Consider the following 19,624-nt stretch of genomic DNA (forward strand, 5'->3'; position numbering starts at 1 on the left):
GAACCGAGTTGATAGCCTTTGTGCCAGGCGCATGATCTCTGCGGCCAGCTTCAAAGGCTGTGCACTCGGTCTGTCAGGCCATGGCACGTTGCAAAAAATGTAGGAGTGAGCTTGCTCGCGATCCGGCCCGCAGGGCATCAAGGTAACGATCTCAAGCCGAAAACCTACATGCCAAACCCCACCCAAAAAAAAGCCCGCAGCGACAGCGGGCTTTTTCCAGCAGGCATCAGACACCCTCAGATAGGGCGGCTACCGTACTTGTTGTCAGGCTTCTTGGGCGGATCGGCGACCACGTTGGCCTCCACTTCCTGCACTTTGCCGCCACGGGCGAGGAACTCTTCCATCGCGCGAGCCAGAGCATCACGCTCCTTGTTCTTGGCCTCGACGCTAGGCAGTTCATCAACCGAGACCGCAGCCTTGGCCTTGCCTTTGGTTGGGGTTACCGGGGCATCGGAACTGTCATCAATTTCCGCGCCATCGTCTTCGGGAGCAGCTGCAAGCTCCTCACCCTCGTCCTCACCTTCCAGATCGTCGTCAAGACTTTCGTTATCGATGTCGTCGTCGCTCATGTTCTACCTCATGACTTGCGAAAGCAGATTAGTTATAGCCCAGCTGCGCTTAATTTCTAAGACCGCCAGAAAAAATTCAACTACCGCCGATTATCAGCGGTCGTGCCCCTCACCCTGAAGGGTGGCGAGGACTTTGCGGGCACCGCCGTGATCGCGATGCTCGCCTAAATAAACACCTTGCCATGTCCCCAGCGCCAACCGTCCATCCGATACCGGGAGGGTCAACTGGCAGCCTAGCAAACTGGCCTTGAAGTGCGCGGGCAGGTCGTCAGGACCCTCGTCGTCATGTTCATAACCCTCGAGTCCTTGTGGGACCAGCCGGTTGAAGAAACGCTCGAAGTCTCGCCGCACTGCCGGGTCGGCATTCTCGTTGATGGTCAACGAGGCCGAGGTATGCTGCAGCCACAAATGCAACAGCCCGACTCGGCAATCACGCAGCCAAGGCAGCTGTGAGACGATTTCCTCCGTTACCAGATGAAATCCCCGAGGCCTTGCCCGTAGCGTGATCCTGGTCTGTTGCCACATACAGTTCTCCGCCCTTCGGCGCGCATTCTAACGCGCTGAAAAAAAAAACAAAGCGCGTAATGAGTGACGTTTTCTGTAAGCCAGAAACCCTTGGCTGCATCCTGCCGCCGCAGCCCCGTGCAAGGCTCTGTAGCGACCTGTTCAAGCCGATTGCGCCCAGCGCTTGCGCCTTCTGCGCCCGGTCATGCCTATCGACAAACGCCAGACAAAAAAATGCCCGGCAAACCGGGCATTTTTTTCAAAAGCGATGATTACAAGTTGTAGCCACGCTCGTTGTGTTGCGCAAGGTCCAGGCCGACCGCTTCTTCTTCCTCGGTGACACGCAGGCCCATGACCACGTCCAGCACCTTGAGGATGATGAAGGTCACGATCGCGGTGTAGATGATCGTGAAGCCCACGCCTTTGCACTGAATCCAGACTTGTGCGGCGATGTCAGTGACAGTGCCGAAGCCGCCCAGCGAAGGTGCAGCGAAGACGCCAGTCAGGATCGCACCCAGGATACCGCCGATGCCGTGCACGCCGAAGGCATCCAGGGAGTCGTCGTAGCCCAGTTTGCGTTTCAGGCTGGTGGCGCAGAAGAAGCAGACCACGCCAGCGGCCAGACCGATCACCAGGGCGCCCATCGGGCCCACAGTACCGGCAGCGGGGGTGATGGCAACAAGACCGGCAACTACGCCCGAAGCGATACCCAGTGCGCTTGGCTTACCGTGGGTCAGCCACTCGGCGAACATCCAGCCCAGTGCAGCGGCGGCGGTTGCGATCTGGGTGACCAGCATCGCCATGCCCGCAGTGCCGTTGGCCGCAGCGGCGGAACCGGCGTTGAAGCCGAACCAGCCTACCCACAGCATTGCCGCGCCGACCAGGGTGTAGCCCAGGTTGTGCGGAGCCATCGGGGTGGTGGGGAAGCCTTTGCGCTTGCCCAGTACCAGGCACGCTACCAGCCCCGCCACACCGGCGTTGATGTGAACAACGGTGCCGCCCGCGAAGTCGAGCACGCCCCAGTCCCACATCAGGCCGCCCACGCCGCTCCAGACCATGTGTGCGATCGGTGCGTAAACCAGGGTGAACCAGATCGCCATGAAGATCAGCATCGCGGAGAACTTCATGCGTTCTGCGAAGGCGCCGACGATCAGGGCCGGGGTGATGATGGCGAAAGTCATCTGGAAGGTGACGAACACCGCTTCAGGGAACAGAGCGGCAGCGCCGGTGATGCTCGACGGGGTGATGCCCGCCAGGAACGCCTTCGACAGACCGCCGACGAAGGAGTTGAAGTTCAGAACGTTGGCTTCCATACCGGTGGTATCGAACGCCAGGCTATAGCCGTAGACCATCCACAGGATGCTGATCAGGCCGGTGATTGCAAAGCACTGCATCATCACCGAAAGAACGTTTTTGGAGCGAACCATGCCACCGTAGAACAGCGCCAGACCCGGAATGGTCATGAACAGCACCAGCGCGGTGGAGGTCAGCATCCAGGCGGTATCGCCGGAATTGAGTACAGGGGCTGCCACTTCGTCTGCCGCCATGGCCAAGCCAGGGGTTACGAGGGACAACAGGGCTCCTAGCCCTGCGAATTTACGCAGAGTCATATTGTTTTCTCCTGGGGCGTTGGGTTTGGCGGCTTAGATTGCGTCGGTATCGGTTTCGCCGGTACGGATGCGAATCGCCTGTTCCAGATTGACTACGAAGATCTTCCCGTCACCGATCTTGCCGGTGTTGGCCGCCTTGGTTATCGCTTCGATAACGCGGTCCAGATCCTTGTCGTCGATCGCAACATCGATCTTCACCTTGGGAAGGAAGTCGACAACATATTCCGCACCGCGATACAGCTCGGTGTGGCCTTTCTGACGTCCGAAGCCTTTGACTTCAGTAACGGTGATGCCCTGCACGCCGATTTCGGACAGCGACTCGCGGACGTCGTCCAACTTGAACGGCTTGATGATGGCAGTGACTAGCTTCATGAAACTCTCTCCCGAATTGGTGGACTTGCCCCAGGAAAACAAACCCGTCTCAAGTCTAAGCGCAGTGTCTGGCTTTGTAACGCGTCGAAGGCCTCAAACAGACCCGACCCTCTCCAGAAAACCGCTTCTGACGAAACACTTCCCTGCTCCGCTTGCCGCACTGCATTCGTCACAGCGACTGCATCAGTGCATGGGTCATATGCCACTAAGCAGAAACCTTGCCACATCGTCACAAACCACGATTTGCCGGGCCTCGGTCCCGATCCTGTGATATCCACATCGCCATCATCGATTTCATCCGCACAACAACAGTGCGTCCATGCACGGGGCGATGCGCGAAAACCGTGCAGTGCACCGCCGGCGAAGTCCCACAGGCGCTGCGTGTTACACTGGCCACCCACTGATTCCGGAAAATGACCATGCTCGCGCCCAAAGCTTTCCTAGATGCCCTGAGCGGCCACGCCTCGCGGATGTTCAACGGCGAAACCCCGTTGCCACGCAACGAGTTCGAAACCCAGTTCAAGGCACTGATGCAGAGCGGCTTCAGCAAACTGGACCTGGTCAGCCGCGAGGAATTCGACAGCCAGATGGTCGTCCTGGCCCGCACCCGTGCACGGCTGGAGGCGCTGGAGGCGAAGATGGCAGAGCTTGAGGCGCAGGTGGCGGGACAGGTGAAGGAATAATCCCCCAGCGAAAGGAATGCCCCTTTTCGCCGCACCATTGCCCGCACATAGGGCTGCTTTCCCGCGAGGCATTGTGCGCAGACACATGCCGCACCACTTGCACCCGAGCCATTCACCACCCTCATGACTATCCTTGAGCACGCCGCAGGAAGCGGTGCCGTTCAAGGATCGATCATGTCTCTGGCCATTGTTCTCAGCCGCGCGCAGGTTGGCGTCGAAGCGCCTGCTGTCACTGTCGAAACCCATCTGGCGAACGGTTTGCCCAGCCTGACGCTGGTCGGGCTGCCGGAAGGTGCGGTGAAGGAAAGCAAGGACCGGGTGCGCAGTGCGATCCTCAATTGTCGCCTGGAGTTTCCGGCCCGGCGCATCACCTTGAATCTGGCCCCTGCGGATTTACCCAAGGACGGCGGGCGCTTTGATCTAGCGATTGCGCTGGGGCTGCTGGCGGCCAGCACGCAGATTCCGATGCTGGCGCTCGATGGCGTGGAGTGTCTGGGCGAACTGGCGCTGTCCGGGGCGATCCGGCCAGTCCAGGGCGTGCTCCCTGCGGCCTTGGCGGCACGGGACGCGGGGCATACGCTGATCGTCCCGGCGGTCAATGCCGAGGAAGCGTGCCTGGCTTCGGGCCTGAAGGTGATCGCGGTCAGTCATCTGCTGGAGCTTGTATCGCATCTGAACGGCCACACCCCGATTGCGCCGTTCAAGTCCAACGGGCTGATCCTGCAAAGCCTGCCGTATCCCGACCTCAGCGAAGTACAGGGCCAGACCGCCGCCAAACGCGCGCTGCTGGTGGCCGCAGCCGGGGCCCACAACCTGTTGTTCAGCGGGCCGCCAGGCACCGGCAAGACCTTGCTCGCCAGCCGCCTCCCCGGCTTGCTGCCGCCGCTGGACGAGCGCGAGGCGCTGGAGGTCGCGGCCATCCAGTCGGTCGCCAGCCATGCGCCGCTGACCAGTTGGCCACAGCGGCCCTTCCGGCAGCCTCACCATTCGGCTTCAGGCCCCGCGCTGGTGGGTGGTGGCAGTCGTCCGCAGCCTGGCGAAATAACCCTGGCGCATCATGGGGTGCTGTTTCTCGATGAGCTTCCCGAGTTCGAACGACGCGTGCTGGAGGTATTGCGGGAGCCTTTGGAGTCGGGCCATATCGTGATTTCCCGCGCCCGTGATCGGGTGCGGTTTCCTGCGCGCTTTCAACTGGTGGCCGCGATGAACCCCTGCCCTTGCGGTTATCACGGTGAACCCACGGGGCGCTGCCGCTGCTCCACCGATCAGATCCAGCGCTATCGCAACAAACTCTCCGGCCCCTTGCTGGACCGCATCGACCTGCACCTGACTGTAGCGCGCGAGGTCACCTCGCTTAACGCCCCGCCTCAGGCCGGAGAAACCAGCGCCAAGGCCGCGCTTCTGGTGTCCGAGGCTCGCGAGCGCCAGCACAGACGCCAGGGATGCGCCAACGCCTTTCTCGATTTGCCTGGGTTGCGTAAGCACTGTGCATTGCAGGCAGAGGACGAGGCCTGGCTTGAAACCGCCTGCGAGCGCCTGAATCTTTCTCTGCGTGCCGCGCACCGCCTGTTGAAGGTGGCGCGCACGCTGGCGGATCTGGAGCGGATGGAGGCGATATCCCGCAGCCATATTGCCGAGGCGTTGCAGTATCGGCCGTCGTCGACATGACAACTGCAGATTGCTTGTATCTCAAATGAGATACATAGTGAGCTTTTTGGAGGGACACATGATGGCGACACAAACCTCGATGCTGCACGTGAGAATTGATGAAGAGCTCAAGACTCAGGCGGCGGAAACGCTCGCTAAATTTGGACTTACGGTATCCGACGCTGTGCGGATTCTGCTGACGCGAGTTGCGAAAGAAGGCGCCCTGCCTCCCGGCTTCACCAGCGACGCAGAAGCTTACGATAAGTGGTTCAAGGCCAAGGTGCGCGAAGCCATGGAAGACTCTGGCCCGACCCTCTCCCATGAAAGCGTGATGGCCGAGGCAACGGCGTTACTCAAAAGGAAACGTGGTGCTGATAGTTGAATGGAGCAAGTTTGCCAAGGCTGATCTGCTGGCGATTGTGGCCTTTGTCTCGGATCGCGACCCTGCCGCGGCCTGGCGACTGAAGGAAGAAATCGACGTGCGCATCGGGCATCTCCCACAGCACCCCCGACTCTACAAAGCGGGTCGGGAGCCCGGTACGAGAGAAATGGTGGTGATGCCCAATTACGTGCTGGTCTACTCCGAAGGCCCCCACGCCATCAAGATTTTGCGAGTGCTGCATGCGGCGCAGCAATGGCCGCCCGCGCCAGAGTGACTGGCCATCAGTAGATCACCGAAACCGATCCACTTCCTTACGCAGATCCGCCGCCAGCGAGTTCAATTCTTGCGCGGTCACCGCAAGGTTCGAAACCACTTCACGCTGTTCGCTGTTGGCCAGTGCAATGCTCTGCAGGTTGGCACTGAGTAGCGTCGCGGTGTTGCTTTGTTCCTGGGTCGCGGTAGTGATGGAGGCGAACTGCTCGCCCGCCGAGCGGCTTTGTTCGTCGATCTGGGCCAGCGCTGCAGCAACCTTGGCGTTGCGCGACAGGCCTTCCTGCATCAGCGCATTGCCCTGCTCCATGGTACTGATGGCGTTGCCGGTTTCCTGCTGGATGCTGGCGATCATCCCGGAGATTTCGTCGGTGGCCTGACGGGTGCGCGAAGCCAGGTTGCGAACCTCGTCGGCCACCACCGCAAAACCACGACCCTGCTCACCCGCCCGCGCCGCTTCGATGGCGGCATTGAGGGCCAGCAGGTTGGTCTGTTCGGCAATCGAGGTAATCACGCTGACAATGCCGCCGATTTCCTGGGAACGCTGGCCCAGGGTGTCGATGACCGCCGCCGTGCTGCCCAACGAACCTGCAATCTGTTCCAGCGAAGCCGAGGCTTCTTCCATCGACGCGCGACCGATGCGTGTCTGCTGGGCATTGCCCTGGGCCAGACGCTCGGTGTTGCCCATGTTGTCGGCAATGGTCAGGGCGGTGGCGCTGAACTCTTCGACGGCACCGGCCATGCTGGTGATCTCGCCAGACTGCTGCTCCATGCCTTCGTACGCACCACCGGACATGCCGGACAGCGCATGGGCGCGGCCGCTGACTTCCTGGGCTGCGGTGCGGATGTGCGAAACCATGGTTTCCAGCGCCTGCCCCATCTTGTTGAAGCTGCCTGCCAACTGGCCGATCTCGTCATCGCGGGCGACATTCAGGCGCGCAGACAGATCACCGGCACCCAAGGCCTCGGCCTGCCGGACCAGATCCGACAGCGGTTGCAGCTTGCTGCGCAGCAGCCAGATCGCGGCGCCCACGGCAATCAGCATCGCCAACAGGCTGCCGATGCCCAGTTGTGTGCCGACACTCCAGGTCACGGCACTGATTTCGTCCTTGGGCATGACCGCCAGAATCGACCACGGCCCGCCCTTGAAGGGTTCGGCGATGGTGTAGAAGTCGTTGCCCGCGTCCTGCCAGAAACGGCCTTTGCCCGGGGTCTTGACCAGCTCGGACAAGGTATTGCTCGCCTGATCCAGATCCTTCACGCCTGCCGGCGGCACCAGCCATTTGTTCTGCTCGTCGAGCAAGGCCAGCGAGCCGGTCGAGCCGATGCGGAAGCTCTTGAGGTTGTCGAACTGCGCCTTCTGCGCGTCGGTGTAGTCAAAGCCTACGAACAGTACGGCAATCACCTTGCCGCTGCTGTCGCGCACCGGGGAATACTGGGTCATGTACAGGCGGTCGAACAGCAGCGCGCGGCCCACGTAACCTTGCCCGGCCAGCAGCTTTTCATAGGCCGGGTGCTTGTGATCGAGCACCGTACCGATGGCGCGCGAGCCGTCCTGTTTGCTCAGGGAGGTGCTGATGCGAATGAAGTCATCGCCACTGCGCACGAAAACCGTCGCGACGCCGGCGGTCATCTTCTTGAAGTCATCGACTTCTGCGAAATCATTGTTCAGGGCATTGCCATTGAGCAGCAGCGCCGGCGTCTGCATGCCCGCGACGGCGATCTGCTGATCGGCCTGCACGCTCAGGTTGCTGAAGCGCTTCTCGAACAGCCCGCTCAGGCGCTGGGTGCTGTCACGCAAGGTGCTGTGAAAGGTGGTGAGCTGGTCGGCGAGCAGGCGAGCTTCGCTGCCCATGTGTTCTTCGCGGATGGCCAGGTTCGCCGAGTCCAGTGAACGCAGGGCGAACAGGGTGCTGCCACTGATGACAACGGCCAGGACGATGGCCAGGGCAATGCCGAGCTGTGAGGCAATTCGGGCGCGGGGCGCAGGCATGGAGACTCCTTGCCGAACGACTGGATCGTCCTGATCTCAGCAAACGCATTCGGACTGATTTAATAGATGGGATCGATGACGCAATGTGGAACTAACGTTCTGCAATTACACATTCGGCTGACAGACAGAATACTTGAGTCCTACACCGGGTCTTAGGACAGGAGGCTACATTTCCGGATGTTTCGCGCGGGTGGCTGACCTCAATCTTGTAGGAGCGCGCTTGCCCGCGATGGCGTCATCAAGATCGCCGACGCCGGCAAGCCGTGCTGCTACGGACTGGTGCACCATCACTGCAAAATGGTGACTTCCGGCAACTCCATCGCCTGAACTTCCGCCTGCAAGAAATCGCTCAGCCTGCGCAGGCGCTCTCCGCCGGGGCGGGTCTTGGGCCAGACCAGGTAGTAGTTTTCGCCGCTGACCACCGCAGTCCGCCATGGCAGGCTCAGCCGCCGCTGGCTCACATCCTCGGCGACCATCAACAGATCCCCCATCGACACCCCGTAGCCCCGGGCGGCGGCGATCATGCCCAGTTCCAGGGTGTCGAACACCTGCCCGCCACGCAGCGATATCTGATCCGACAACCCCATGCGTTCCAGCCAGTTTCGCCAGTCACGGCGGTCGGGCGTTGGGTGCAGAAGCTCGGCGCTGGCCAGCCGCTCGGCGTCCCAGGGCGCATCATCGAGCAGGCTCGGCGAGCCCACCGGAATCAGCAATTCCGGGAACAGGTAGGTCGCCTCCCAGTCCGCCGGAAAGTGTCCACGACTGAGCAACACGGCGCAGTCGAACGGCTCCTGGGTGAAGTCCACGGCGTCGATGTCCATCCACGCGCTGGTCAGTTGCACCTCGTTGCCGACCTGCAAATGACGAAAGCGGCTGAGGCGCGCCAGCAGCCAGCGCATGGTCAGAGTCGACGGCGCTTTCATGCGCAGGATGCCCTCTTCTGCCATCAACGCACTGCACGCCCGCTCCAGCGCCGAGAAACCCTCGCGAACGCCGGGCAACAGCTCCCGGGCCGCTTCGGTCAGCTGCAGGTTGCGACCGTTGCGGCGAAACAACTTGCAGGCGAAATGCTCTTCCAGGGTGTGGATATGTCGGCTTACCGCACTCTGGGTCACCGAAAGCTCTTCGGCTGCGCGGGTGAACGAGCTGTGTCGAGCAGCGGCTTCAAATGCACGCAGCGCATACAAGGGCGGGAGACTACGAGTCATGAGGCGCTTTCCTACTTGAGCATCGTCGATACCGACCACTGTACTGCAAAAACATCAGGATGAGTTTTACTCATGCCAATGATCGGATTTATCCCTTTGTGCATCTGGATCCGAATCGCGACAATGAGCTGCTCATCAATGCCTCCTCTTTCCTGAGCGACACGCCCATGCATCAGCACGCTTTCAAAGAACTGTGGATCATCCTGCGCCTGGCCGGGCCGCTGATTGCATCCCAGATGGCGCACATGCTGATGGTCTTCACCGACACCGTCATGATGGGCAAGCTCGGCCCCGAATCTCTCGCGGGCGGCGGCCTGGGTGCGGCCAGCTACAACTTTGTGTCGTTTTTTTGCGTAGGCGTGATGGCCGCCGTGGGTACGCTGGTGGCCATTCGGCGCGGCGCCAACGACGACGCCGGCGCCACCCGCCTGACCCAGGCCGGGCTGTGGCTGGCGTGGGGCATGGCGCTGGTGGCCGCGCTGATCCTGTGGAACCTCGAGCCGATCCTGCTCAACTTCGGCCAGGACGAGGCCAACGTGCACATGGCCAGCCAATTCCTGATCACCCTGCCGCTCGCCCTGCCCGGTCTGCTGAGTTTCATGGCCCTGCGTGGCTTCACCAGTGCGCTGGGGCGTGCCACGCCGGTGATGGTGATCAGCCTGGTGGGCGTGGTGCTCAACTTCGCCCTCAACTACGCCTTCATCCACGGCCTGTTCGGCCTGCCGCACTGGGGGCTGATGGGCATCGGGCTGGTGACCGCCATCGTCACCAACGGCATGGCGCTGAGCCTTGCGCTGTATATCCGTTACCACAAGGCGTACGCGGCCTATCCGATCCACAAGAACCTGATGAAGCTGTCGCGTCCCGACCTCAAGGAACTGTGGCGCCTGGGCCTGCCGATTGGCGGCACTTACGCGGTGGAAGTCGGGCTGTTCACCTTCGCCGCCTTCTGCATGGGTGCCATGGGCAGTACGCAAATGGCCGCGCACCAGATTGCCCTGCAGTCGGTGTCGATGGCGTTCATGATTCCCGTGGGCATTTCCTACGCGGTCACCATGCGCATCGGCCTGCATTACGGCGCGGGAAACCTGCTGCTCGCGCGCACTGCCGGGCGCATGGGCATCGCCTTTGGCGGCCTGCTGATGCTGAGTTTCGGGATTCTGTTCTGGGTCGCGCCGCATCTGGTCATCGGGCTGTTCGTGGACCTGAACGATCCGAAATTCCAGGGTGTGGTGGAACTGGCGGTGAAACTGCTGGCGATTGCGGCCTGGTTCGAAATCCTCGACGGCACGCAGACCATCGCCATGGGCGCGATTCGTGGCTTCAAGGATGCCAAGACCACGTTCCTGATCGGCCTTGCCAGTTACTGGGCCGTGGGCGCGCCACTGGCCTGGGGTCTGGGCTTTCTCGCGCATCAGGGTGCCGAAGGCGTGTGGTGGGGGCTGGCGGTGGGGCTGCTGTGCTCGGCGGTGGCGTTGACCTGGGCGTTCGAACGCAAGACCACCCGGTTGCTGCGCAAGGAGGCGACGGGTGTCGTGGTGATGGGCTAAACGCGCTAACAACCTGCAAACACCCTCCCGTAGCAGCACGGCTTGCCGGCGGGAGCGGTGTCTCTGTAATACATGCATCGACTGACACACCGCCCCCGCCGGCAAGCCGTGCTGCTACGGGGTGTTAACCCCTTACATCCCGTGTATCAACCGTCCCTTGGCCTGGTCGAACATCAAGTAATCCAGCAACTCCGGCAGCGCCAGCGGGTGGCTGATCAGGTAGCCCTGGGCCTGATCGCAATTGAAGCTGCGCAGCAACGCGAGTTGCTCCGGCGTTTCGACGCCTTCGGCCACCACTTCCAGGCTCAGGTTGTGCGCCAGGTTGATCATGGCGTGAACCAGCTTGCGGTTCTCCTCGCGCTGTTCCATCTCCCCGACGAAACTGCGGTCGATCTTGAGCAGCGTGATGGGCAGGCTGTTCAGATGCACGAATGAAGAGAAGCCTGTGCCGAAATCGTCCAGCGAGAAGCGCACCCCCAGCCGACCCAGAGCGTCCATGGTCTGTTTGACCAGGTCGCTGCGGCGCATGACGGCGGTTTCGGTCAGCTCGAATTCAAGCCATTGGGCATCCACGCCACGGTCGGCAATCAGGCGGCCCAGCGTTGCCAACAACTGATTGTCCTGGAACTGGCGGAACGACAGGTTGATCGCCATGTGCAGCGGCGGCAGGCCTTTTTCACGCAGGGTCTGCATGTCGCGCAGGGCCCGGGAGATCACCCAGTAACCCAGCGGCACGATCAGCCCGCTCTGCTCGGCCAGCGGCACGAACTCGCTGGGTGGCAACAGGCCGCGCTCGGCATGGCGCCAGCGCACCAACGCTTCAAGCCCCAGGATCCGCCCCGAATTCAGGCACAGGCGCGGCTGGTAGTGCAGTTCCAGCTCGTCGCGACGCAACGCGCGGCGCAGTTCGCTTTCCAGGTCAGCGAGGCTGCGGGCGTTGCGGTTGATGCGTTCGTTGAAGATATGAAAGGTGCAGCCCTGCACGCCCTTGGCCTGCTGCATCGCGATGTGCGCATGCCACATCAACGGGTCGGCGCCGGCGTCGGCCCGAGCGTGGGCGATGCCCAGGCTGCAGCCGATCAGCAGGCTTTCACCATCGACCCAATACGGCTCCGACAGCGCCTCGGTAATGCGCTCGGCCATCCACTCGGCACGCTCCGGGGCGCGGCGGGTGTCGATCAGCAAGGCAAATTCGTCGCTGCCAAGGCGTGCAACTTGATCGCAGGCCTCAAGCTGGCTTTTCAAGCGCGAGACAACCTGCAGAATCAGCCGGTCGCCTGCCTGGTGCCCCAGTGCATCGTTGGCGCGGCGGAAGTTATCCAGGTCCAGATGCCCCAGCGCCAGGCCTCGACCGTCGAACTCTGCCAATCGAGCTGTAAGAAGCGTCTGAAAACCCTGCCGATTGGCGATACCCGTCAACGGGTCCTGTTCCGCCAGGCGCTGTAGGGTGTTTTCCAGCAGCCCGCGCTCGCGAACATGACGCAGGCAGCGGCGCAAACTGTGAGTACTCAGGGAATCGCGCACCAGCCAGTCGCTGACGCCCACCGGATCATGCTCGGGCTCGGCGTCCAGCAGCAGCACCGTGGGCCAGTTGCACTGCCCCGCGAAAGGCTGCAAATCGGGTGTCGTCAAAAGAATGTAGGTATGAGAGGGGTCTATCCAACTGCCAATAGCTTCCCAGCTCGAAGCACTGTCGAGAAAAACGGCGTCCCCAAGGGGCACCAGGCACTCGCGTAACAACGCTGACCAATGCGGCGTGTCCGCCAGCAGCAGCAAACGCAAGGGTTCGACAGGCGTAGACAAGCTAGATCCCCACACAATCCAAAGACATCGGCGCCCATTCGGATGAGGGTCGCCGAACGCGTGAATCCCCACGTGATGCGCAAATGTAACAAATCGGCGAAATATTGATAGCGCGGCGCATCACAGTGTCAGACGGTCGCTGCACAATCCACGGACCCTGTTAAAATGCTCGCCCATTTTTACAGCGACCTCCTCAATTCCCCATGTCCCGACTCAATCCCCGGCAACAGGAAGCCGTGAACTACGTCGGCGGCCCTCTTTTGGTGCTCGCCGGTGCTGGCTCCGGCAAGACCAGCGTGATCACGCGCAAGATTGCCCACCTGATCCAGAACTGCGGCATCCGTGCCCAGTACATCGTCGCCATGACCTTCACCAACAAGGCGGCGCGGGAGATGAAGGAGCGGGTCGGCACCCTGCTGCGCGCAGGCGAAGGGCGCGGCCTGACCGTTTCGACGTTCCACAACCTGGGGCTGAACATCATCCGCAAGGAACACGCTCGCCTCGGTTACAAGCCAGGTTTCTCGATTTTCGACGAAACTGACGTCAAGGCGCTGATGACCGACATCATGCAGAAGGAATACTCGGGCGACGACGGCGTCGACGAGATCAAGAACATGATCGATTCCTGGAAAAACGACCTGATCCTGCCTGCAGAAGCCCTGGCCAACTCGCGCAACCCCAAGGAGCAGACCGCCGCCATCGTCTACACCCACTACCAGCGCACGCTCAAGGCGTACAACGCGGTGGACTTCAACGACCTGATCCTGCTGCCGGTGAAGCTGTTCCAGGAACACGCCGACATCCTCGAAAAATGGCAGCACAAGGTCCGCTACCTGCTGGTGGACGAATACCAGGACACCAACGCCAGCCAGTACCTGCTGGTGAAGATGCTCATCGGCACGCGCTGCCAGTTCACGGTGGTGGGCGACGACGACCAGTCGATCTACGCCTGGCGCGGCGCGCGGCCGGAAAACCTCATGCTGCTCAAGGACGACTACCCGTCGCTCAAAGTGGTGATGCTGGAGCAGAACTACCGCTCCACCAGCCGCATCCTGCGCTGCGCCAACGTGCTGATCTCCAACAACCCCCACGAGTTCGAGAAGCAACTGTGGAGCGAGATGGGTCACGGCGATGAAATCCGCGTGATCCGCTGCAAGAACGAAGACGCCGAAGCCGAGCGCGTGGCGGTCGAGATTCTGAGCCTGCACCTGCGCACAGACCGCCCCTACAGCGACTTCGCGATCCTGTACCGCGGCAACTACCAGGCCAAGCTGATCGAGCTGAAACTGCAGCACCACCAGATTCCCTATCGCCTGTCGGGCGGCAACAGCTTTTTCGGCCGCCAGGAAGTGAAGGACCTGATGGCCTATTTCCGCCTGCTGGTGAACCCGGACGACGACAACGCCTTCCTGCGGGTGATCAACGTGCCGCGCCGGGAAATCGGCTCCACCACCCTGGAAAAACTCGGCAACTACGCCACCGAGCGCAAGGTGTCGATGTACGCCGCCACCGACGAAATCGGCCTGGGCGAGCATCTGGACGGCCGCTTCACCGACCGTCTCAAGCGCTTCAAGCACTGGATGGACGGCGTGCGTCAGCAGTGCGCGACTCAGGATCCGATCGCCGCCCTGCGCAGCATGGTCATGGACATCGACTACGAGAACTGGATTCGTCAGAACAGCTCCAGCGACAAGGCCGCCGACTACCGCATGGGCAACGTGTGGTTCCTGATCGAGGCACTGAAGAACACGCTGGAGAAAGACGAAGAAGGCGGCATGACCATCGAGGAGGCCATCGGCAAGCTGGTCTTGCGGGACATGCTCGAACGCCAGCAGGAAGAGGAAGACGGCGCCGAGGGCGTGCAGATGATGACGCTGCACGCATCCAAGGGCCTGGAATTCCCCTACGTGTTCATCATGGGCATGGAGGAGGAAATCCTCCCGCACCGCTCCAGCATCGAAGCCGACACCATCGAGGAAGAACGCCGCCTGGCCTACGTGGGCATCACCCGCGCCCGCCAGACCCTGGCGTTCACCTTCGCCGCCAAGCGCAAGCAGTACGGCGAGATCATCGACTGCCTGCCGAGCCGCTTCCTGGACGAATTGCCACCGGACGACCTGGCCTGGGAAGGCAACGACGACACGCCAACCGAAGTGAAAGCCGTTCGCGGCAATACGGCACTGGCGGACATTCGCGCCATGCTGAAAAGATAAACAACCATTTCGCGCATCTTTTGCGCACCGAGGAACTGCCGTGGAAGCACTGCACAAGAAAATTCGCGAGGAAGGCATCGTACTTTCCGAGCAGGTACTGAAGGTCGACGCGTTTCTCAACCATCAGATCGATCCGGCCCTGATGCAGCAGATCGGCGACGAATTCGCCACGCTGTTCGCCAATTCGGGCATCACCAAGATCGTCACCATTGAGGCCTCGGGCATCGCGCCTGCGGTGATGACCGGCCTGAAACTGGGCATCCCGGTGATTTTCGCGCGCAAGCACCAGTCCCTGACCCTGACTGAAAACCTGTTCTCGGCGACGGTGTACTCGTTCACCAAGCAGACCGAAAGCACCATCGCCATTTCCACGCGCCACCTGACCAGCAGCGACCGCGTGCTGATCATCGATGACTTCCTGGCCAACGGCAAAGCGTCCCAGGCGCTGATTTCGATCATCAAGCAGGCCGGCGCCAGCGTCGCGGGCCTGGGGATCGTGATCGAGAAGTCGTTCCAGGGCGGCCGCGCGGAACTGGACGCCCAGGGCTATCGTGTAGAGTCACTGGCTCGGGTGAAATCCCTGAACGGTGGGGTTGTCACGTTCGTGGAGTGATACCCACGCCCCCTGTAGGAGTGAGCTTGCTCGCGATTGCCATCCGTCAGTGCCGCATGCGTCGACTGACACACCGCTATCGCGAGCAAGCTCACTCCTACAGGAATCAGCAACAGACGGAGAGAAGCATGAACATCGGCGAAAAACTGAGCGTTGAAGCCTTCTTCGACCCGCAGACCTCGACCATCAGCTACCTGGTGACCGACCGTTCGACACTCAAGGCGGCGGTGATCGACAGCGTGCTGGACTACGACCACAAGTCCGGCCGCACGCGCACCGAGTCGGCTGACAGGCTGATCGCCCGAATCCGTGAAACCGGCGTGATGGTGGAGTGGATTCTGGAAACCCACGTTCACGCCGACCATCTCTCCGCGGCGGCCTATCTCAAGGAACAACTGGGCGGCACGGTGGCCATCGGCAGCCACATCACCCGCGTGCAGAAGGTCTTTGGCACCCTGTTCAACGCCAAGGGCGAATTCGCCCGCGACGGTAGCCAGTTCGACCGGCTGCTGGAAGACGACGCGCACTTCCAGATCGGCTCGCTGCAAGCCCGCGCCATGCACACGCCAGGGCACACCCCGGCCTGCATGACCTACGTGGTCGATCTGGGCGATGAAGCCATCGCGTTCGTGGGTGACACCCTGTTCATGCCGGACTACGGCACCGCCCGCTGCGACTTCCCCGGCGCCGATGCGCGCACGCTGTATCGCTCCATCGGGCGGATTCTCAGCCTGGCGCCGCAGACCCGGCTGTTCATGTGCCATGACTACCTGCCCAACGGCCGCGACCTGATGTACATGACCACCGTCGCCGAACAACGCGCCAGTAACATTCATATTCGCGAAGGCATCGACGAAGACGCCTTCGTGCAGATGCGCGAAAAGCGCGACGCGACGCTGGAAATGCCAGTGCTGATCCTGCCCTCGGTGCAGATCAACATGCGCGGCGGCCACATGCCCGAGCCCGAGGACAACGGCGTTCGCTACCTCAAGATTCCGATCAATGCCTTGTAATTCCGCCCCGTAGCAGCACGGCTTGCCGGCGGGGCGCCGTGTCAGGCGATACATCTGCTGCTGACCCACCGCCCCGCCGGCAAGCCGGACTGCTACGGTTCGAATCAATGAGCCCAACCAGAATAAGCCCCACTGAACATGACTGAACACGAAATGATCGGAGCCGGCCTCGGCACAATCATTGGAGCGGTATTGGCGCTGACAGGCGCCGGCGGCGGGATTCTTGCGGTGCCGTTGCTGGTTTTCGCATTGCACCTGAGCATGGTCGAGGCAGCACCCGTGGGGCTGCTGGCCGTGGGCCTGGCCGCTGCGGTCGGCGCGTTGCTGGGCTTGCGTCAGGGCATTGTGCGTTATCGGGCGGCGCTGTTCATCGCCCTGATCGGCATGTGCCTGACGCCCCTGGGCCTGTGGCTGGCGCACCAGATCCCCAACGCGCCGCTGGCACTGGCCTTCGCCGGGGTGCTGGTCTACGCCTGCGCGCGTATCTATCGCAAGGCGGCCCACGAGCTTCACCACGGCAAGCCACCGGAGCGCGCGGCGTTCCTGCCCTGCGTGCTCAACCCGCTGGAAGGCCGCCTGCGCTGGACCCTGCCCTGCGCACGCTCGCTGGCGATCACCGGCGTGGTGTCGGGCGTGCTGTCCGGGCTGCTGGGCGTGGGGGGCGGCTTCGTCATCATCCCGGCCCTGACCCGCTACACCGACCTGGACATGAAAAGCATCGTCGCCACATCGCTGGCGGTGATCGCCCTGGTGTCCACCGGCAGCGTCATCAGCGCCAGCTTCAGCGGCGTGATGCACTGGGCGGTCGGCGTGCCGTTTGCGGCGGGGGCCGTGGTGGGGTTGATCGCCGGACGGCAGATGGCGCGGTTTCTCGCTGGGCCCAGGCTGCAGCAGTTGTTTGCCGTAACCGGATTTGTTGCGGCGGTGCTGTTGATCGTCAAAACCCTTTCCTGACACACCGCAGCTCCAACTGATCCGCCACGACTTAACGGGCACTGATCACCTGTAGGAGTGAGCTTGCTCGCGATTGCGATCTGTCTGGCACCTTTGTGATGCCTGGCCTGACGCTATCGCGAGCAAGCTCACTCCTACAGGAAAATCAGTCGGTGGAGGTGGCCTGCAACCCTGCCAGCAGCAGCCGCTGGTACAGGTCCTCGCGCAGGCCCTGCGGATCATCCAGCTCCATGCGCCGCAGATGCTCAGGAAACGCCTCGGGCTCCGGCGCCTCTAGCGCCGCCTTGCCCAGATCGAGAATCTCGGTGAGCTTGAACTTGCTCTTGAGCCAGTTCAGCGCCCGCAATAGATCCCGCTCCACCGGGGTGAAGTCAGTGCCCAGCGGGTATTCCACGAACAACGGCGCAAACTGGTCGCGTATTTCCTTCAACCGCTGGGGCGTGTTGCGGGTGAACAGCGGGTCGAGTCGGAACCCCTTGGGCAACTTGCCCGCCTTCTGCGCCTGGTCGATCAGCCCCTGCTGAAAACGTGAGTCGGTGACGTTGAGCAAGGCTTCGATCACTGCCGCATCGGTCTTGCCGCGAAGATCGGCGATGCCATATTCGGTAACGACGATGTCGCGCAAATGCCGGGGAATGGTCGTGTGCCCGTACTCCCAGACGATATTGGAGCTGACCTCGCCGCCGGACTCACGCCAACTGCGCAGAATCAGGATCGAACGCGCGCCTTCCAGCGCATGGGCCTGGGCGACGAAGTTGTACTGCCCGCCCACGCCGCTGACCACCCGCCCATCCTCCAACTGGTCGGACACGGCCGCACCCAGCAGGGTGACGGTGAACGAGCTGTTGATGAACCGGGCATCCTTGCGCTGTGCGCGCTTGAGCGCCTCGTTGCCGTACAGCTCATTGATGTAGCTGATGGCGGTCATGTCGATCTGCGCCAGTTGCTGTGGCGTGAACTCGCTCAGACGCTGATAGAAGCTGCGTGGTCCCAGGAAAAATCCGCCGTGGATCAGAACCCCGTTGTCATGGACCGACTCATCGAGCAGGCCCGCGTCCGCCTGCAGCTGCAAGCTCACGTCGGGATAGACCTTGCGCCGAATGATCCCGGCATCGAGCAACACCAGCAGGCCGTTGACCAGCATCTCGCTGCAGCCGTAAAGCCCCGCGCCAAAGGGCATGACCCCGCCTTCGGCCTCGATCAACGGTCGCCAGGTGGAAATCCCGTCCAGCTCGGCCAGGCAGGCGCGATACATGTCGTTGTTGGCCTGCCGCGCCAGCAAGGCGGCCGTCAACGCATCGCCCATCGAGCCGATGCCGATCTGCAAGGTGCCTCCGTCGCGCACCAGGGTGCTGGCATACAGGCCGATGAAATGATCCTGAAACCCCACCGGCATGTTGGGCGTGGAGAACAGCGTGCTGCGCTCCGGGTGTTCGATCAGCAGGTCGAACGTGTCGACGCCCACCTCGGCATCGCCGGGCATGTAGGGCAAGTCGGTGTGGACGTGGCCAAGCATGAGGATGTTTTCGCCAAGCGCACGACGTTTTTCCAGCATGGGCAGCAGGTCGAGGGTGATGTCGGGGTTGCAGCTCAGGCTCAGGTGATCCGGGCGCTGGGGATCGTGGGCCACCAGTTGCGCCACCAGGTTCAGGCCATTGGCATTGATGTCCCGGGCGGCGTGGCTGTAGTTGCTGCTGACGTAGTCCTGCTGCGCCGCAGGGCTGCCCAGGAGGCTGCCGGGCTGCATGAAGAACTGCTCGACGTGCACGTTCTCGGGCAGGCTGTTCTTGTGCAGGTCGGTGAGAAAGTCCAGCTCGGGGTAGTCGCCGAAGACCCGTTCGAGGAACGGCTCCAGAAACCGCCCCTGCAATCCGTCACCCGCCTTGGGACGCCCCAGGCACAACGCGGTGTAGATCGTCAGTTGCCGCTCGGGCAAGGTCTTGATGCGGGCATAGAGCGCGTTGGCAAAGCGATTGGGCTTGCCCAGCCCCAACGGCATGCCCATGTGGATGTGCGGCGGCAGTTCGGCCAGTACATGGTCGACAGCTTGCTCGATCGAGCAGGAATGGGGCATCCGGCCTCTCCTGAAGGGTCATTCGATGGAGCTTGGACCGGGCGGGGGAGGGTTTTGCTGCAAATCTTGCGGCATGGCAACGTCCCGTAGCAGCACGGCTTGCCGGCGGGGGCGGCGTGTCAGACAACACATCCGTGGCAGGGACACCGCTCCCGCCGGCAAGCCG

The 19,624-nt window shown here is 62.1% G+C and carries 17 protein-coding genes and 1 pseudogene; 9 read left to right on the top strand and 9 right to left on the bottom strand.

The features are described from left to right. Positions 1–236 precede the first annotated feature (236 nt). The 4 genes from sutA to glnK form a co-directional block, all read right to left on the bottom strand. Positions 237–569: a transcriptional regulator SutA gene (sutA, locus tag NPS29_RS13180; RefSeq protein WP_274133073.1), complete on the bottom strand. Its 333-nt coding sequence runs from the start codon at positions 567–569 to the stop codon at positions 237–239. A 93-nt stretch (positions 570–662) separates the two neighbouring features. Beyond that, a complete protein-coding gene (locus tag NPS29_RS13185; RefSeq protein ID WP_274133074.1) occupies positions 663–1,094 on the bottom strand; it encodes a secondary thiamine-phosphate synthase enzyme YjbQ in 432 nt (143 codons plus the stop codon). 251 nt (positions 1,095–1,345) lie between these two features. Next, a complete protein-coding gene (locus tag NPS29_RS13190; protein WP_274133075.1) occupies positions 1,346–2,683 on the bottom strand; it encodes an ammonium transporter in 1,338 nt (445 codons plus the stop codon). A gap of 33 nt (positions 2,684–2,716) precedes the next feature. Next, positions 2,717–3,055, bottom strand: coding sequence for a P-II family nitrogen regulator (glnK, locus tag NPS29_RS13195; protein WP_002555808.1), 339 nt, complete (start codon positions 3,053–3,055; stop codon positions 2,717–2,719). A 419-nt stretch (positions 3,056–3,474) separates the two neighbouring features. On the opposite strand from glnK, the gene NPS29_RS13200 reads away from it, so the two are divergent. From NPS29_RS13200 to NPS29_RS13215, 4 genes are all read left to right on the top strand, one after another. Then, a complete protein-coding gene (locus NPS29_RS13200; RefSeq protein ID WP_274133076.1) occupies positions 3,475–3,738 on the top strand; it encodes an accessory factor UbiK family protein in 264 nt (87 codons plus the stop codon). Positions 3,739–3,912: 174 nt separating this feature from the next. Then, complete coding sequence (locus tag NPS29_RS13205) at positions 3,913–5,406, top strand: YifB family Mg chelatase-like AAA ATPase (RefSeq protein WP_274133077.1); 1,494 nt, start codon at positions 3,913–3,915, stop codon at positions 5,404–5,406. Between the two features lie 58 nt (positions 5,407–5,464). Then, positions 5,465–5,767 (top strand): type II toxin-antitoxin system RelB/DinJ family antitoxin, encoded by a 303-nt coding sequence (locus NPS29_RS13210; RefSeq protein WP_425312499.1) that lies wholly within the window; start codon positions 5,465–5,467, stop codon positions 5,765–5,767. Continuing rightward, positions 5,754–6,041: a type II toxin-antitoxin system RelE/ParE family toxin gene (locus tag NPS29_RS13215; RefSeq protein WP_274133079.1), complete on the top strand. Its 288-nt coding sequence runs from the start codon at positions 5,754–5,756 to the stop codon at positions 6,039–6,041. Before NPS29_RS13210 ends, NPS29_RS13215 begins: the two co-directional genes overlap by 14 nt. Before the next feature lie 15 nt (positions 6,042–6,056). On the opposite strand, the gene NPS29_RS28900 is transcribed toward NPS29_RS13215, so the two are convergent. The 3 genes and pseudogenes from NPS29_RS28900 to NPS29_RS13225 form a co-directional block, all read right to left on the bottom strand. Continuing rightward, positions 6,057–6,917: a methyl-accepting chemotaxis protein gene (locus tag NPS29_RS28900; RefSeq protein ID WP_400606369.1), complete on the bottom strand. Its 861-nt coding sequence runs from the start codon at positions 6,915–6,917 to the stop codon at positions 6,057–6,059. Continuing rightward, positions 6,912–8,030: pseudogene (locus NPS29_RS28905) on the bottom strand (Cache 3/Cache 2 fusion domain-containing protein); the annotation flags it as partial. The pseudogene NPS29_RS28905 and the gene NPS29_RS28900, both read right to left, overlap by 6 nt. Positions 8,031–8,317: 287 nt before the next feature. Next, positions 8,318–9,238, bottom strand: a complete 921-nt coding sequence (locus NPS29_RS13225; protein ID WP_274133082.1) for a LysR substrate-binding domain-containing protein — start codon at positions 9,236–9,238, stop codon at positions 8,318–8,320. Positions 9,239–9,405: 167 nt separating this feature from the next. Between NPS29_RS13225 and NPS29_RS13230 the strand changes: the two genes are divergently transcribed. Beyond that, complete coding sequence (locus NPS29_RS13230) at positions 9,406–10,788, top strand: NorM family multidrug efflux MATE transporter (RefSeq protein WP_274133084.1); 1,383 nt, start codon at positions 9,406–9,408, stop codon at positions 10,786–10,788. A gap of 132 nt (positions 10,789–10,920) precedes the next feature. Here NPS29_RS13230 and NPS29_RS13235 read toward each other — a convergent pair whose 3' ends face one another. After that, positions 10,921–12,591, bottom strand: coding sequence for a putative bifunctional diguanylate cyclase/phosphodiesterase (locus tag NPS29_RS13235; protein WP_274133085.1), 1,671 nt, complete (start codon positions 12,589–12,591; stop codon positions 10,921–10,923). Positions 12,592–12,794: 203 nt separating this feature from the next. On the opposite strand from NPS29_RS13235, the gene rep reads away from it, so the two are divergent. The 4 genes from rep to NPS29_RS13255 all read left to right on the top strand — a co-directional run bounded on the left by rep (position 12,795) and on the right by NPS29_RS13255 (position 17,384). Then, positions 12,795–14,804: a DNA helicase Rep gene (rep, locus tag NPS29_RS13240; protein WP_274133086.1), complete on the top strand. Its 2,010-nt coding sequence runs from the start codon at positions 12,795–12,797 to the stop codon at positions 14,802–14,804. 40 nt (positions 14,805–14,844) lie between these two features. Beyond that, positions 14,845–15,417, top strand: coding sequence for a xanthine phosphoribosyltransferase (locus tag NPS29_RS13245; RefSeq protein WP_274133087.1), 573 nt, complete (start codon positions 14,845–14,847; stop codon positions 15,415–15,417). A 128-nt stretch (positions 15,418–15,545) separates the two neighbouring features. Next, positions 15,546–16,430, top strand: a complete 885-nt coding sequence (locus NPS29_RS13250) for an MBL fold metallo-hydrolase (protein WP_274133089.1) — start codon at positions 15,546–15,548, stop codon at positions 16,428–16,430. 138 nt (positions 16,431–16,568) lie between these two features. Continuing rightward, a complete protein-coding gene (locus NPS29_RS13255; RefSeq protein ID WP_274133090.1) occupies positions 16,569–17,384 on the top strand; it encodes a sulfite exporter TauE/SafE family protein in 816 nt (271 codons plus the stop codon). Positions 17,385–17,529: 145 nt separating this feature from the next. Here the strand turns inward: NPS29_RS13255 and NPS29_RS13260 are convergent, their stop codons facing one another. Next, positions 17,530–19,458, bottom strand: coding sequence for an acetyl-CoA hydrolase/transferase C-terminal domain-containing protein (locus NPS29_RS13260; RefSeq protein ID WP_274133091.1), 1,929 nt, complete (start codon positions 19,456–19,458; stop codon positions 17,530–17,532). Between the last annotated feature and the right edge of the window lie 166 nt (positions 19,459–19,624).

It is taken from the genome of Pseudomonas putida, from assembly GCF_028682175.1.
Lineage (GTDB): Bacteria > Pseudomonadota > Gammaproteobacteria > Pseudomonadales > Pseudomonadaceae > Aquipseudomonas > Aquipseudomonas putida_AD.

Excerpts from the sequence above, each read along its gene's own strand:
- NPS29_RS28900 (WP_400606369.1), bottom strand. The coding sequence starts at position 6,917 with ATGGGGCAGGCGCTGGAAACCATGGTTTCGCACATCCGCACCGCAGCC.
- NPS29_RS13185 (WP_274133074.1), bottom strand. The coding sequence starts at position 1,094 with ATGTGGCAACAGACCAGGATCACGCTACGGGCAAGGCCTCGGGGATTT.
- sutA (WP_274133073.1), bottom strand. The coding sequence starts at position 569 with ATGAGCGACGACGACATCGATAACGAAAGTCTTGACGACGATCTGGAA.
- NPS29_RS13250 (WP_274133089.1), top strand. The coding sequence starts at position 15,546 with ATGAACATCGGCGAAAAACTGAGCGTTGAAGCCTTCTTCGACCCGCAG.
- NPS29_RS13200 (WP_274133076.1), top strand. The coding sequence starts at position 3,475 with ATGCTCGCGCCCAAAGCTTTCCTAGATGCCCTGAGCGGCCACGCCTCG.
- glnK (WP_002555808.1), bottom strand. The coding sequence starts at position 3,055 with ATGAAGCTAGTCACTGCCATCATCAAGCCGTTCAAGTTGGACGACGTC.
- NPS29_RS13210 (WP_425312499.1), top strand. The coding sequence starts at position 5,465 with ATGATGGCGACACAAACCTCGATGCTGCACGTGAGAATTGATGAAGAG.
- NPS29_RS13190 (WP_274133075.1), bottom strand. The coding sequence starts at position 2,683 with ATGACTCTGCGTAAATTCGCAGGGCTAGGAGCCCTGTTGTCCCTCGTA.
- NPS29_RS13225 (WP_274133082.1), bottom strand. The coding sequence starts at position 9,238 with ATGACTCGTAGTCTCCCGCCCTTGTATGCGCTGCGTGCATTTGAAGCC.
- NPS29_RS13260 (WP_274133091.1), bottom strand. The coding sequence starts at position 19,458 with ATGCCCCATTCCTGCTCGATCGAGCAAGCTGTCGACCATGTACTGGCC.
- rep (WP_274133086.1), top strand. The coding sequence starts at position 12,795 with ATGTCCCGACTCAATCCCCGGCAACAGGAAGCCGTGAACTACGTCGGC.
- NPS29_RS13255 (WP_274133090.1), top strand. The coding sequence starts at position 16,569 with ATGACTGAACACGAAATGATCGGAGCCGGCCTCGGCACAATCATTGGA.
- NPS29_RS13205 (WP_274133077.1), top strand. The coding sequence starts at position 3,913 with ATGTCTCTGGCCATTGTTCTCAGCCGCGCGCAGGTTGGCGTCGAAGCG.
- NPS29_RS13230 (WP_274133084.1), top strand. The coding sequence starts at position 9,406 with ATGCATCAGCACGCTTTCAAAGAACTGTGGATCATCCTGCGCCTGGCC.